Source organism: uncultured Parolsenella sp. (assembly GCF_934660935.1).
GTDB lineage: Bacteria > Actinomycetota > Coriobacteriia > Coriobacteriales > Atopobiaceae > Parolsenella.
The window spans coordinates 159,111-173,236 of the sequence record NZ_CAKUIH010000005.1; the positions used below are offsets into that span (position 1 = coordinate 159,111).

14 protein-coding genes are annotated in these 14,126 nt (G+C 66.2%); 8 read left to right on the plus strand and 6 right to left on the minus strand.

The genetic code is table 11. The annotated features are described in order from the left end of the window. Positions 1–239: 239 nt before the first annotated feature. Positions 240–668 (minus strand): FKBP-type peptidyl-prolyl cis-trans isomerase, encoded by a 429-nt coding sequence (locus tag Q0H23_RS04080; protein ID WP_293814464.1) that lies wholly within the window; start codon positions 666–668, stop codon positions 240–242. Positions 669–833: 165 nt separating this feature from the next. Between Q0H23_RS04080 and Q0H23_RS04085 the strand changes: the two genes are divergently transcribed. Together Q0H23_RS04085 and Q0H23_RS04090 are read left to right on the plus strand one after the other, a co-directional pair. After that, a complete protein-coding gene (locus tag Q0H23_RS04085; protein ID WP_293835993.1) occupies positions 834–1,241 on the plus strand; it encodes a hypothetical protein in 408 nt (135 codons plus the stop codon). 171 nt (positions 1,242–1,412) lie between these two features. Next, entirely contained in the window at positions 1,413–2,426 is a 1,014-nt protein-coding gene (locus Q0H23_RS04090; RefSeq protein ID WP_293835996.1) for a DUF5692 family protein, read from the plus strand. Positions 2,427–2,556: 130 nt separating this feature from the next. Here the strand turns inward: Q0H23_RS04090 and Q0H23_RS04095 are convergent, their stop codons facing one another. Genes Q0H23_RS04095 through Q0H23_RS04115 form a run of 5 tightly spaced genes read right to left on the minus strand, consistent with a single transcriptional unit; the run spans position 2,557 to position 7,776 of the window. Beyond that, entirely contained in the window at positions 2,557–3,192 is a 636-nt protein-coding gene (locus Q0H23_RS04095; protein ID WP_293836000.1) for an ATP-binding cassette domain-containing protein, read from the minus strand. After that, positions 3,189–4,142 (minus strand): ATP-binding cassette domain-containing protein, encoded by a 954-nt coding sequence (locus Q0H23_RS04100; protein ID WP_293836004.1) that lies wholly within the window; start codon positions 4,140–4,142, stop codon positions 3,189–3,191. The genes Q0H23_RS04095 and Q0H23_RS04100 overlap by 4 nt, the downstream gene beginning before the upstream one ends. A gap of 9 nt (positions 4,143–4,151) precedes the next feature. After that, positions 4,152–5,087, minus strand: coding sequence for an ABC transporter permease (locus Q0H23_RS04105; protein ID WP_293836006.1), 936 nt, complete (start codon positions 5,085–5,087; stop codon positions 4,152–4,154). Further along, the gene (locus tag Q0H23_RS04110) at positions 5,080–6,135 is read right to left on the minus strand and encodes an ABC transporter permease (RefSeq protein WP_293836009.1); all 1,056 of its coding nucleotides are present in this window, start codon (positions 6,133–6,135) and stop codon (positions 5,080–5,082) included. Before Q0H23_RS04110 ends, Q0H23_RS04105 begins: the two co-directional genes overlap by 8 nt. A gap of 3 nt (positions 6,136–6,138) precedes the next feature. Beyond that, positions 6,139–7,776, minus strand: coding sequence for an ABC transporter substrate-binding protein (locus Q0H23_RS04115; protein WP_293836011.1), 1,638 nt, complete (start codon positions 7,774–7,776; stop codon positions 6,139–6,141). A gap of 144 nt (positions 7,777–7,920) precedes the next feature. On the opposite strand from Q0H23_RS04115, the gene Q0H23_RS04120 reads away from it, so the two are divergent. The 6 genes from Q0H23_RS04120 to asnS all read left to right on the plus strand — a co-directional run bounded on the left by Q0H23_RS04120 (position 7,921) and on the right by asnS (position 13,989). Next, on the plus strand, positions 7,921–8,586 hold the full coding sequence (locus Q0H23_RS04120) for a hypothetical protein (protein WP_293814456.1): 666 nt from the start codon (positions 7,921–7,923) through the stop codon (positions 8,584–8,586). A gap of 5 nt (positions 8,587–8,591) precedes the next feature. After that, positions 8,592–9,347 carry a nickel pincer cofactor biosynthesis protein LarB gene (larB, locus tag Q0H23_RS04125; protein ID WP_293814455.1) on the plus strand — a complete coding sequence of 252 codons (756 nt, stop codon included), beginning with the start codon at positions 8,592–8,594 and terminating at the stop codon, positions 9,345–9,347. A gap of 7 nt (positions 9,348–9,354) precedes the next feature. Continuing rightward, complete coding sequence (gene larC, locus Q0H23_RS04130; protein ID WP_293814454.1) at positions 9,355–10,725, plus strand: nickel pincer cofactor biosynthesis protein LarC; 1,371 nt, start codon at positions 9,355–9,357, stop codon at positions 10,723–10,725. A gap of 2 nt (positions 10,726–10,727) precedes the next feature. Next, on the plus strand, positions 10,728–11,285 hold the full coding sequence (locus Q0H23_RS04135; RefSeq protein ID WP_293814453.1) for a TetR/AcrR family transcriptional regulator: 558 nt from the start codon (positions 10,728–10,730) through the stop codon (positions 11,283–11,285). 73 nt (positions 11,286–11,358) lie between these two features. Beyond that, entirely contained in the window at positions 11,359–12,387 is a 1,029-nt protein-coding gene (locus Q0H23_RS04140) for a membrane dipeptidase (RefSeq protein WP_293836015.1), read from the plus strand. A gap of 162 nt (positions 12,388–12,549) precedes the next feature. After that, positions 12,550–13,989: an asparagine--tRNA ligase gene (asnS, locus tag Q0H23_RS04145; RefSeq protein WP_293836019.1), complete on the plus strand. Its 1,440-nt coding sequence runs from the start codon at positions 12,550–12,552 to the stop codon at positions 13,987–13,989. Positions 13,990–14,126 lie beyond the last annotated feature (137 nt).

Below are 14,126 nucleotides of genomic sequence, written 5' to 3' on the forward strand. Positions count from 1 at the left end.
CCAGGCGTTATAGCGTTGCCGCACAAGCTTCACGTCTCCGTCACGTTCGCGCCACACCGCCATCACGTCCGCGACACATCACCGCCATAAATGGAACGGCGCCCCTTCGCCTTCGGCTTTCGCCAGGCGAAGGGGCGTCGCTTTTCTTACCAAACCGTCCGAATCCTCGACCCCGGAGACTCGGCCCCAAAGCCACCGTCCCGAAGTCGCGGCATAGCCACGGCCACGCTTTGGTAACCCTACTCCTCGACCTCGAGAAGCTCAATCTCGAAGTTGAGCGGCTTGCCCGCAAACTCATGGTTGGCGTCGACCTTGATCTGCGCCGGGGTCACCTCGACCACGCGCGCGGGAATGACCTGGTTGTTCGGCCCGCGAAGACCAACCTGGTCGCCCACGGACATGCGCTCCATGCCAAGGGCCTCCTCGCGGCGGAACGTAAAGACGAGCTGATCGTCGTGCTCGCCATATGCCTCGCTGGGAGCAAGGTGGACGTTCTTCTTCTCGCCAACCTGCATATCCGCAACGGCAAAGTCAAACCCAGGAATCATCTGCTTGGCGCCGCACGTGAACTCAAGCGGCGTGCCTCGATCGTAGCTGCTGTCGAACTGCGTGCCGTCGTCGAGCGTGCCACGGTAGTTGACCTTGACCTTTTTACCGATGTTGGACATTTCGTGTCTCCTGTCTATGGCGCCCTCAATACTGCTGAGGGTTTTCAGACCAGGTAGCATAAGCATTCGTAAACCAAAGGGCAATATGTCCGTTTCTTTATCTTCACACTGGAAACACGCTGTTGATATAGTTAAGGCTTCCGTATCGCAATGAAAGGGGCCCGCATGTCCTCTGCCCAGAAGACCGTTAAAATCCTCAGTTTCATCGCCATGGCGATCGCCATGGCCTTCATCGTCGTCGGCGCGCTCTGCCTTGCCGGCGTCCCGGTCATCTCCAGCGACAACCCCGAGGTTCTCCGCCAGCTTGGCGTCCTCTGCTTCATCGACGCCATCGCCTTCGTCATCTACGTCGTCCTCGGCATCCGCGGCGCCAACTCTCCGCGCAAGATTGGCCCGTTCCGCGTCTACACCGTGATCGTGCTCGCGTTTGGCGTCCTCAACGTTGCCGTCGCCGTCGCCTCTCACCCTGAGAACATCATCGGCAGCGCCGGCGTCTCGACCATCGCCTCGCTCGTCCTCGCCATCGCCGGCTTCATCACCTCCGGCAAGGTCGTCAAGGAACTCGACCGCTAAGGACTCGCCCGGCGTGCCACACGGGCCCCTCACCGGGCTATGAGCCCAGCAACTGCACATTTCACATAAGATGGACGGGTCACGGCATAGGAAGTTGCCGTGACCCGTTTTTCATGTGCTGCGGGCGACGCACGGCGTCCGTCCACGGCACGACAAAAGAGGGAGGAAACGATGCTCTTCGACGTCTACGGCACCAACGCACCATTCCAGTGGCTTGGCTGGGTCCTCGTGTTCGTTGGCCTCATCCTCGCCAACGAGTTCGCGCGCCGCTCCAAGGTTGGCGGACTCATCATGTTCGGCGCCCTTCCCATCGCCATGACCGTCTACTGCATAGCCATCGGCATTGGCGTGGCACAGGGCGCCGATTGGGCGCTCAACAACCCCACGCACGTCTACCAGAACAGCTGGTTCCACTACGCCAAGGTCTACGCGGCGCTCGCCGGCTGCTTGGGCTTCATGGTCATCAAGTACAAGTGGGGCAGGCTCGGCCGCGCCCACTGGTTCCGCGCCTGGCCGTTCGTCATCGTGGCCATCAACATCTTGATTGCGGTGTGCTCCGACTTCGAGAGTGCCTACCACTTCTTCGCGCTCGGCGAGACCACCTGGGTCACGTCCGAGGGCGCCACGCAGCTCGCCGGATGGAACAACGTGTTCAACGGCATCGCCGGCATCATCAACATCTTCTGCATGACCGGCTGGTGGAGCGTCTACGCGTCCAAGGACGAGGCGGATATGCTCTGGCCCGACATGACGTGGGTCTACATCATCGCCTATGACATCTGGAACTTCTGCTACACGTACAACTGCCTGCCCACGCACTCCTGGTTCTGCGGTTTTGCGTTGCTGCTGGCCCCCACCGTGGCAAACTTCTTCTGGAACAAGGGCGGCTGGATCCAGAACCGCGCCTTCACGCTTGCCATCTGGTGCATGTTCGCGCAGGTGTTCCCCTACTTCCAGGAGCAGTCCGTCTTCGTGACGCACTCCACGCTCAACCCCACCTCCGCACTCGTGGTCTCCGTCCTTGCGCTCGTGGCAAACGTGGCGGCCATCATCTACATCGTCTATCGCGCCAAGAAGCTCGGCGTGAACCCCTACAAGAGCGACGTCTTCAAGGGCACGCGCGACTGGGAGCAGGCCACGGCCCGTCGAGAGCCCGCCGAGAACGACCCCGCACTCGCGGCCTAACGTCTCACAACAAAGCCTAATGCAACGACCCCGCCACCATGGCAATGGTGACGGGGTCGTTTGTCACTGCGCAGCGGAGTGGCACGATGGGGCAGGGCCGCCTTTGTCACCGCAGGCAGGGCCGCCTTTGTCACCGCAGCTCCACACGCCTCGTGGCCACACGGCCAACGAGCGCCGGAGAGTGCGAGACGAGCACGAGACCCCAGCCATCGCGCTCCTGTAGGCCCATCAGCACATGCCACAGCTCGGCCTGCGTCACGGCGTCGAGCATGGCCGTGGACTCATCGGCGATGAGGTAGCGAGGCCGCACGGACAGCGCGCGCACCATGGCGAGGCGCATGAGCTCGCCACCGCTCAGCTCGTGCGGACGCCGCGCGAGCCACTCCTCGCGCACACCAAACGAACCGAGAAGCTCGTCCGCACGTGCACGCGCGCATGCCTCGCCCGCTCCGGCAACCTCCCCCAGGCTCCGCCCAAGTCTCACCCGCGGGTCAAACGCCAACTCGGGATGCTGGGGCAGCAGCTGCACGGGGCTTGCCTCGCCCCGCAGACGCGCAATGGGACGCACGGGTTCGCTGTCCGCGAGCACACACCCAGACGCAGGCACCAGATAGCCAGCAAGCAGTTGGCACAGCGTCGTCTTTCCGCGGCCAGACGGGGCCGTGAGCGCCACGCGCTCCCCCGGTTCCACCGAAAGGCTCAGACCTCGGTATAGCTCGCGCCCACACGGGTAGCGAAAGGAGATGTCTCGTGCCTCGAGGCTCATCGGGTCACCTCCAAATCGTCGCCAACCGTACCAAACGTCGCAAAGTCGTGGCCCGGCAGCGCATGCCACAGGGCACGCGAGAAGGGGTGCCTCAGCAGCTCCGGAGCCGAGAAGCTCCCCACGCCCGTCTCCTCCACGACCGTGCCATCCCGGAATACTGCCACGCGGTCCGCAACGCGCAGCGCAAGCTCGATGTCGTGCGTGATGAGCAGCACGCCGCCGCCCGCGTCCGCAAAGGCGCGCAGATCGTCGAGGGCATGCACCGCAAGGTCAAGGTCGAGGCCTGGCGTGGGCTCGTCGGCGATGATGAGGCGCGGCTCCTCCATGAGCGCGCACATAAGCAGCACGCGCCGCGCCATGCCGCCGGAGAGCTGGTGGGGATAGAGGCGCTCGACCTGTTCGCCGAGCCCATACGAGGCAAATAGCTCGCGTTGGCGGGCCAGCCTGCGCGCGGCGTCCGCCCTTCGCTCGGCACGCGAGGAGCCGCGAGACACGCCGCAGACCTGATCGCCCACGCGCATAAGCGGGTCGAGATTATCCACGCCCTGCGGCACGAGCGAGATCCCGTGCCCCCGCAGCCGCGCAAGCGACGCTGCGTCCTGCGCGGTGCCGTCAAACCAGATGGAGCCCGTCACCTCGGCGTTCGTCTCGTACTGACCCATGAGGGCGTCTGCGAGCACCGTCTTTCCCGAGCCGCTCGCCCCCACGACGGCCAGGAGCTCGCCCTCGTGCACGGAGAGCGTGAGGTCGTGCAGCACCTCGCCGCGACAGCGAGTGCCGGAGAAGTACGGGGCGGTTGGGTCGTAGTCATCGAACGCCACGCTCAGGTGCTCCACGGCGAGCAGGTGGTGCCCGCCGGCATGATACGAGGAGCCCGCATGGCTGTGATGGTGGTGCAGCTCGTCGGTCACGTGAGCCACGGCGTGGCCACCCGTCTGCAAAGCGTCCATGAGCCTCCCCTATCTCTGCGACGAACGCGCCGACGCGAGGGCGCGCGCCAGCGAGCCCAAACATGCGAACGCGAGAACAACGACGAGCAGCGCCGCGCCGGGCAGCGCCGCGAGCCACCAGTACCCCGCGGAGAGGTACTGCATGGACTCCGAAAGAATCACGCCCACGGCAGGCTCGTCCGGCGAGAGGCCAAACCCGAGGAACGTGATAGACGCCTCATGCAGGATCGCGTGCGGGAACATCAGAACGACACCCACGAGCAGCTGCGGGAGCGCCGCCGGCAGCACGTGGCCGCGCACGACTTGCCAGGGCGTGGCGCCCGCGGCGCACGCCGAGGCGAGCCAGGGCTGCTCGCGCAGCTGCACGATCTCTGCTCGCAGGACGCGCGCGAGGCTCGGCCAGTGCGTGAGGGCCACGCCAACCGTGACGCCCACGGCGCCGCGGCCAAGCGCATAACTCACGAGGATGAGGAGCACGATGTGCGGGATGCCCATAACGAGGTCGACAAGCCACGACACGGCGGCGTCTGCCACCCTACCGCCGAGGGCCGCCACGCAGGCGAGCGCAAACGCGATGACGCCCGAGCACGCCGCCGCGAGCAGGCCCACGAATACCGAGGTGGAAAGGCCCGCAAGCGTACGGGCAAGCATGTCTCGGCCCATCCAGTCCGTACCAAAGGGATGCGCGGCGCACGGTGCGAGGTTCTTGGCCGTAAAGTCGCTCGCCACGGCGACGCCCGCAAGGCACCTGCCCGCGACCACGACGAGCGCGAGCAGTGCGCAGGCCCCCACGAGGCCGACGAGCATGAGGCGCCGATTACCCAGACGGCCCCGCTCGGGCGTGTGGAACACGGTGCGGGAGCCGTCCTCGCCATGGCGCCCATCCTCGTCGCGGGGCCCGGGGCACGCCACGCACGCCTGGGACGCGCTAACGACACTACCCACGAGACCTCGCCTCCTGCCCACGCACGCGCGGGTCGATGACGCCGTAGAGCACGTCCGCAAGGGCGTTGCCCGCGAACACGACGAGCGCCGAGACGAGCGCGATGGCCACGAGCAGCGGCGCGTCCCCGCCGAGGCCAGCCGTGACAGCCGCCTGGCCAAGGCCGGGGTAGGAGAACACCTGCTCCACGAGCACCGAGCCGCCAAACACCTCGCTCACGCTCGACAGCTCGATCGTGAGCGCGGGCACGACGAGATTTCTCAACCCATGACGGGCAAGCAGCGCGAGGCCAGACTCGCCTCGGCTGCGCGCAAAGCGCACGTAGTCACTCGCCATGACGTCAATCGTCTTCTCGCGTGTGTGCAGAGCGATGCCGGGCATGTTGGACACGGCAAGCACCAGGGCCGGAAGCACGAGGTGGTGGAGCCTGTCAGCCCAGCTCACCTGCGAGGCCGCCACGCCCACAGGCACCGAGAAGCCCAGCGGAAACCACCCGAGCCACACGCAGAAGACCATGAGGGCCAGAAGGCCCAGCCAGAAGGCCGGCGTGGAGGAGAGCAGGTAACACATGCCAAGGGCCACGCGGTCAAGGGCGCCGCCCTCTCGTGTCCCCATCGCGATCCCGAGCACAAGCCCACCGGCCCCGGCGAGCAGCCAGGCGGCGAGCATGAGCGCGGCCGAGCTCGCGAAACGTTCCCCCACGACCTCCGTCACGGGCCGAGCGAAGCGCAGGCTCTCCCCGAGGTCACCGCGAAGGGCGCCTGCCGCCCAGTGGGCATAGCGCTGCCATATGGGCGTCGAGGAACCCCAGTACTGCTCGAGCTCCTCGCGCTGCCCGACGCTCATGTGGGCGTAGGACGCCTGCCCCACGTTGGCCCTCACCGGGTCAACGGGCGAGGCCCCCACGAGCGCGAACGTCACGACGCCCGTGGCCACGAGCAGCGCCGCGAGGCGCAGCAGCGCCCTCGCCCATCTCGGCAGGGCCCTTGTCGGCCTCGCCCCCGTCGGGCCCGTCTCCGCAGACCCTCTTTCCAGCAGTCCCCTTCCCATCGGCTACTGCCAGCTCCAACGGTCGACGTTGTTGAGCACGGACCAGCCGTGACCGTGGGGCTGTAGCTTCTGGCGGGCCACGGTGAGGCCGTCGCGCTTCCAGTACAGGTGGCTCACGTTGGCGAGCCACACCCACGTGGCGTCGCCGGCGGGCGCGATGCCGCCCACGCCATCCCACTCGGACTGCTGCCACAGCGGGTAGGACGCCTCGACGTCATCGGCGGCGAGCGCCTCGTCGAGATAGGCGTCCACGGTGGCGTCTGAGTAGCACGAGTAGTTCATCGTGCCCGAGCTGTGGCTGAGCTCGTAGACGTCAGAGGGCGAGTTGGAGCCCCAACCCCAGGTGATGGGGTCGCTGAACTCATGGGGGTAGAGGTCGTCCCAGCTGCCGCCGTGCGTGTTGACCTCGATGCCGATCTGGACCATCTGATTCGCGAAGGCGTTGGCCATGGACTGGCGCACCGAGTCGCTGGCGGGATAGTAGAGGTCAAGCGAGCAGCGCAAGTCCCCACGCGCATACACGCCGTCCTCGCCGAGCGCCCAGCCCGCACCCTCGAGCTGGGCCTTAGCGGCCTGGGGGTCATAGTCGCAACGCATGCCGTCGCTTGCCCACGGCATGCCGTCGCCGATGCTGTAAGCAACCTTGCCGTAGCCGCCCAGGACGTCATCCACGATCGCCTGGCGGTCGACGCCCAAGTTGATGGCGCGGCGCACCTCGACGTTGCATGTCACGTCATTGCCCGCCGGGTAGGTGGCGTCACCATCGGCACGCTCGGAACCCGCCGGAATGACGGGCAGCTGGATTCCGCGAGAGTCCACGGTGTCGTAGGCCTCGAGCGAGTAACCCTCAATCGTCTGGTCGGCGAGCGTGGCAGAGGTGTAGGCCATGTCGACCTGGCCGGCGCGCGCGGCAGCCAGGGCAGCGTCCTCGGCCATGAACACGACGACAACGCGCTCTATGTTGGGCTTCTCGCCGTAGTAACTCGGGTTGGCCTCAAGAATGGCCTGCTGGCCGCGATCCCACTGCACAAGCCTGTAGCGCCCCGAGCCTATGGGGTTGGCGCCGTAGTCGGGGCCATAGGCGTGCTCGGGCACGATACCCATGTTGGCAAGCGTGTATAGCAGCGTGTTGCAGGGCTTGGAGAGCGTGATGAGCGCCGTCGTATCGTCGGGCGCCGTGGCATCGGCGACCATGGAGAGGTCTGCCTGGGCGTTCTTGGAGCCGCGGATCGTGTTGATGGTGAACGCGACGTCCGCGGCCGTGAGCGCCTGGCCGTCCGAGAACGTGACGTCGTCGCGGATCTTGAACGTCCAGGTGAGCTTGTCAGGCGAGCATGACCAGTCCGTCGCGAGGTCGTTGGTGAAGTTCATGTCCTCGTCGGTGACGATGAGGGTCGACTGGATAAGGGGCTCGTGCACGTGCTCGCCGCAGCCCCAGTCGACGCAAGGGTCAAACCCGGCGTCCGGCTCGTTCTCGGCGCTCATCGCGATCGTGACCTGATGGGTGGCGTCCACGTCCGAGGCGGTCGCGGCGTCCGCGCGCTCATCTCCGTTGCCGCAGCCTGCAAGACCGCACGCGGCAAGCGCCGCCGCTATGCCGCCGCCCACGAAGGCACGCCTCGTCACATTCGCACCGCTCACTTGAAACTCCTTCCCCGCGCGCCACGACGGCGCGCACATGGAAATAAAAGGTCTGTCTTGTCGAACAGAAGAGTACTATCGTTCAATGGTATCCGAACGGATTGAACAGACTGTTCCGTAACTAGCATGCAGGAGGCATCGTCCATGCAGTTCGATCTCGACAAGGACATTCGCTACGGCCTCGCCTACTCCGGCGGCGTCGACTCGTGTTACCTGCTCGCGGAGCTCCTCCGCGAGGGCTACGACGTCAAGGCCTACACAATCCTCGACGACCTTCAGATCACGCGAGACACCGACGACTCAGTGACCATCGCCAAGATGCTCGGCGCCGAGCAGGAAATCATCCCCATCAACATCTGGGACGGCCACGAGGACCTGCGCGCCAACCCCTGGGACCGCTGCTACCGCTGCAAGTCCATGGTGTTCGGCACCATCCTCGAGCACATGCGTGCAGACGGCCGCACCGTCCTGCTCGACGGCACGAACGCAAGCGACCGCGAGGACCGCAGGCCGGGATTCCGCGCTATCCACGAGCTTGGCGTGCGCTCGCCGCTGCGCGAAGCCGGACTCACGAAGGACCAGGTGCGCGAGAACTCCGCCAAGCTGGGGCTGCCTACGGCCAACAAGCCAAGCTACGCCTGCTACGGCGCCTACTTCGACAGGGGCGAGGCCATCACGCCTGAGTCGCTGAAAAAGACGGTCGACAAGTTCATGGCCTCCCACCCGGACGCGGCAGACCGTGTGCGCACGGACGGCAACATTGAGCCGAGCCCGGCCGAGGCCGCCGCGCTCGCCCGAGAGAAGGCGTAGCGGAGATGACAAAGGTGCCGGGGTCAACCGTCACACCCAAAGTGGCAGACATCGGCTATGCGCAGCTCGACCTTACGCGTGGCGCCAGGTGCGGCGCGGGCGAGGTCATCTACGGCGAGGGTAAAACGGCCGAGCAGGTCGCCGGTATCGTGGACGCGCTCATCGCCGCAGGCCAGCGCCACGTGCTCGTCACGCGCCTGTCCGCCGAGAAGTTCGAGCGGGCCCGCGAGCTCATGGAGAGCGGCACGCCCCTCGAGTACCACGCCGACGCCCGCATCGCCATCGCGGGCGGCATGCCCGCGCAGAGCGGCAACGGCACCATCGTCGTGGCCTGCGCGGGCACGAGCGACCTGCCGGTGGCCGAAGAGGCCGCACTCACGGCCGAGTTTCTCGGCAACCGCGTCGAGCGCGTGCGCGACGTGGGCGTGGCGGGCCTGCACCGACTACTCGCCCATGCCGACCAGCTCGCCCGCGCGCAGGTCATCGTGGCCGTGGCCGGCATGGAGGGGGCGCTCGCGAGCGTCATCGGCGGACTCGTCTCATGTCCCGTCATCGCCGTTCCCACGAGCGTGGGCTATGGCGCCAACCTCGGCGGCCTCTCCGCCCTGCTCTCGATGCTCAACTCATGCGCGAGCGGCGTAAGCGTTGTGAACATCGACAACGGGTTCGGCGCCGGCTACCAAGCGAGCCTCATCAACCACCTGCCGGGGCGAGCCCCGGCACAGACCCACGACGCCCGCCCGGCGGACGCCCAGCGATAGGAGCACCATGGGCAAGACCCTCTACCTTGACTGCAGTTCTGGCATCAGCGGAGACATGACCGTCGCGGCGTTACTCGACCTCGGCGCGAGCGAGCAGCGTCTGCGCGAGGCGCTCTCCACGCTGCCCACCCACGGATTCGACGTGGCCGTAACCCGCGTGAGGAAAAGCGGGCTGGACGCCTGCGACTTTGACGTTCGCCTCGATGCCGCGCACGAGAACCATGACCATGACATGGCATGGCTCTACGGCCACCTCGACGCCAGCGATCACGAGCACGAGCACGCACACGAACACGAGCACGATCACGCACACGATCACGCGCACGAGCACTCGGCGGAGCACGATCACGCTCACCATCATCACCATCACGAGCACCGCTCGCTCGCGGACGTCTGCGCGATCATTGACGCCTCGGCCATGAGCGAGCGCGCCAAGGAGCTCGCCCACGCCGTGTTCGGGAAGCTCGCCGAGGCCGAGGCGAAGGCGCACGGCGCCACACCCGAGACCGTGATGTTTCACGAGGTGGGAGCCATCGACTCCATCGTCGACATCTGCTCGGTGGCCATCTGCCTCGACGACCTGGACGTCACCGAGGTCATCGTGCCCTCGCTTGCCGAGGGGCACGGCACGATCCGCTGCGCCCACGGCATCATGCCCGTTCCCGTGCCCGCCGTGGTGAACCTGTGCCAGGCGGCCGGCATCGCCCTTGTGCCCGCGCCCGTCACCGGCGAGCTCGTGACGCCCACGGGTGCCGCCATCGTCGCCGCGCTGCGCACGGGCAACGCCCTTCCCGTGAGCTACGCCATCGAGCGCGTGGGCTACGGCGCAGGCAAGCGCGCCTACGAGAACTGCTCGGGCGTGCTGCGCGCCGTCCTCGTCGCATCCGCGGTCAGCGGCGACGCGGGCGACGGCGACCGCAGCACCGTCACGAAACTCGAGAGTGACCTCGACGACTGCACCGGCGAGGCGCTCGGCCGCGTCATCGAGCTGCTCATGGCTGCCGGCGCGCGCGAGGCGCACGCCATCCCGATCGTCATGAAGAAGGGGCGCCCGGGCCACCAGCTCGAGGTCATCTGCGATGGGGAGCTCGCGCCCGCGCTCGAGCGCATCATCTTCGAGAACACCACGACCATCGGCATCCGCTCCATGGACATGCGTCGCCATGCCCTTCCACGCACGCCCGACGGCATCGAGACGCCCTATGGGCGCGTCGCCACAAAGCTCGTCGTGATGCCGGACGGCCACGTACGGGCCTACCCCGAGTACTCCTCGGTCGTCGAGGCGTGCGAGCGCACGGGTGCGTCGTTCCAGGACGTGTTCCGTGCCACGCAGGCGGCCACGGATACCGGGCATAGCGGCGACGCACGAGAGGCCTAGAGATGGACAAGAGACGCCAGCGCACCCGCGAGGCCATAGAGACCGCATTCGTCGAGCTCATCGACGAGCGGGGCTATGCGAAGACCACGGTCCAGGACATCCTCGAGCGCTCCGGCGTGGGGCGCGCCACGTTCTACGCGCAGTTCCACAGCAAAGACGACCTGCTCGAAGCCCAGGTCTGCGCCCTGTGCGACCACGCGCTCGACATGGGCGCGGCAACGCCCGTCTCGCCGCTCGTCCAGACCGAGCGTGTGCTGGAGAACCTCCTCGACCGCAGGGGCGGGCTGCATGCCCTCATCGTCGACGAGGGCTCCGAGCGTTTCGCAGACTGTCTGCGCCACGCCATCGTCACCCGCGCGGACGCCGCCGTCCCCGCCTGCCCCAGGGGCGCGGCAGCACGCATGAACCGCTCGTTTTTGCTGCACCACATAGCCGCGAGCTTCGTGGGCATGGTGCGCTGGTGGGCATGGAACGACTTTGCCGCCACGCCGCGCGACCTCGCAACCGACTATCTCAATGCAATCCTCCCGCTGTTTGGCGAGAGTGCGCCCACGGAGTAAAACTGTCCCAGGCATCGAGCCGGACGCGCCCGCAACGCAAGCTCGCAAGCGGCTCGGACAAAAGGAGCACACGATGAGCTATCCCGTCTTTGACATGCACTGCGACACGGCAGACCGCCTGACCTGGCAGTTCCTCCCGGATGACATCAAGCAGACATGCGGCATGGACTTCTATGGATCTGGAGACGCAGACGACCCATCCGCGTGTCGAGACCTCGCGAGCAGCCACTGCCACATCTCGCTTGACAAAATCGGCGACACGCCGTGGGCGCAGTGCTTTGCCTGCTATGTGCCCGATGCCCTCTCGCCCGAGCAGGCCACGGGCTTTCACGGGAGCGTAATGTCCCACCTCGCGCACGAGGTCGAGCGCAACGCCGGGCACGTCACCCCCGTGGCATCGGCATCTCAGCTCCGCGGCGTGCTCGAGGGCGGCGGTGAGCCACACGTGGCGGCCGTTCACACAATCGAGAACGCCCGCATGTTTGCCGCGGACCTCGGGCTCATCGAGCTCTATGCCGCAGACGGCCTCCTCATGGCCTCGCTGACATGGAACGCCGCAGGCCCCCTCGCAAGCGGCAACGACACCCACGAGGGTCTCACCGCGCTCGGACGCGAAGCGCTTGCCGAGATGGGCCGCCATAACATCGCCGTGGACGTCTCCCACTTGAATGACGAGTCCTTCGCAGACGTCGCCCGCGCGACCGACGAGCCGCTCGTCGCGAGCCACTCAAACTCCCGCGCCGTCTGCAACCACCCGCGCAACCTCACAGACGCCGAGTTTGCCGAGATTTGCGCCCGCGGTGGCGTCGTTGGCCTCAACTACTGCAGTTATTTCCTCTCTGAGGGCGCAAAGGGCGAGACGGGCAAGTCCGTCACGTTCGATCAGGTCGCCGCCCACATCGAGCACTGGCTCGACCTTGGCGGAGAGAACGCCATCGCACTCGGCGGAGATCTCGACGGCGCGGATGTCCCAGACCTGCTCGACGGCGCAGACAAAATGCCCGTTTTCCAGGGCCTGCTCGAAAGGCGCTTCGGCGAGGACGTCACCGCGAAGCTCTGCTACGAAAACGCCCTCAACTTCTTCGAGCGCTACCACGGTTAGGCGCCGTCCGTGGCCGCCGGCGGGCCACCTCGGCCAAAACGCTGCGGACGCCCCGTGCGTCGGCCCGTGCCGGCCCGCGCCCCGCCGAACAATTGCCGTACCCTGCTATCATCTTCTCTCGGAATGGGCGCTCGCTCGAGCGAGCTCAATAAGGGAGAGAACATGAATCGCACCAAGATTGTCGAGCTCTATCGCAACATGGAGCAGCTTGACGGCAAGACCGTCACCGTCGCCGGCTGGACCAAGTCCGTCCGCGACATGAAGAACTTCGGCTTCGTCACGCTCAACGACGGCAGCTGCTTCAAGGACCTCCAGGTCGTCATGAACCGCGAAGCCCTCGCCAACTATGACGAGATCTCGCGTTGTTCCGGCTACACGGCCCTCGTCTGCACGGGCACCGTCAAGCTCACGCCCGAGGCGCAGCAGCCCTTCGAGCTCACCGCGGAGACCATCACCGTCGAGGGCGCCTGCGCCGCGGATTACCCGCTTCAGAAGAAGCGCGCCACGGTCGAGTTCCTTCGCACCCAGCAGCATCTCCGCCCGCGCACGAATCTCTTCCGCGCCGTGTTCCGCGTCCGCTCCGTGGCTGCCGCGGCCATTCACAGCTTCTTCCAGGGAAGAGACTTCGTCTACGTCAACACCCCGCTCATCACCACGAGCGACTGCGAGGGCGCTGGCGAGATGTTCCGCGTCACCACGCTTGACCCGAAGAACCCGCCGCTCGTGACCGAGGAGCAGGCTGCTGCCAGTAACGGCGTGCTCGTCGCCGGCGATGTCGACTGGAGCCAGGACTTCTTCGGCAAGCACGCAAGCCTCACCGTCTCCGGCCAGCTCAACGCCGAGAACTTCGCCATGGCCTTTGGCGACGTCTACACCTTTGGCCCCACCTTCCGCGCCGAGAACTCCAACACGACGCGCCACGCGGCCGAGTTCTGGATGGTCGAGCCCGAGATGGCCTTCGCAGACCTCAACGACTACATGGACAACGCCGAGGCCATGCTGAAGTACGTCCTCACCACCGTCATGGAGACTTGCCCGGACGAGCTCGCCATGCTCAACAAGTTCGTCGACAAGGGCCTGCTCGACCGCCTGCGCCACGTCGCGACGAGTGACTTCGCGCGCGTCACCTACACCGAGGCCGTCGAGATCCTCGAGAAGGCCGTCGCCGATGGCCACAAGTTCGACTATCCCGTCAGCTGGGGTATCGACCTCCAGACCGAGCACGAGCGCTTCCTCACCGAGGAGCACTTCAAGCGCCCGACCTTCGTGACCGACTATCCGGCGGAGATCAAGGCCTTCTACATGCGCATGAACGACGACGGCAAGACCGTCGCCGCGGCGGATTGCCTGGTTCCCGGCATTGGTGAGATCATCGGCGGCTCCCAGCGCGAGGAGCGCCTCGACCTGCTTGAGCAGCGCATCGCCGACCTTGGCATGAACCCCGAGCAGTACAAGTACTACCTCGACCTTCGCCGCTATGGCTCTTGCAAGCACGCCGGCTATGGCCTCGGTTTCGAGCGCCTCGTCATGTACCTGACGGGCGTGAGCAACATCCGCGACGTCATCCCGCACCCGCGCACGGTCGGCAACGCCGAATTCTAGGGCGAGACCAGCGCGCAAGTAGCCACTCGAGCCACGCCTGCACCACATCGCATTGACGCACAATCATAACCACCCTTAAAAAGGGTGGTTTGCTCTTAGGGTATAACCCACGGGCCCCGGGCTCGCGTCTAAAGGCG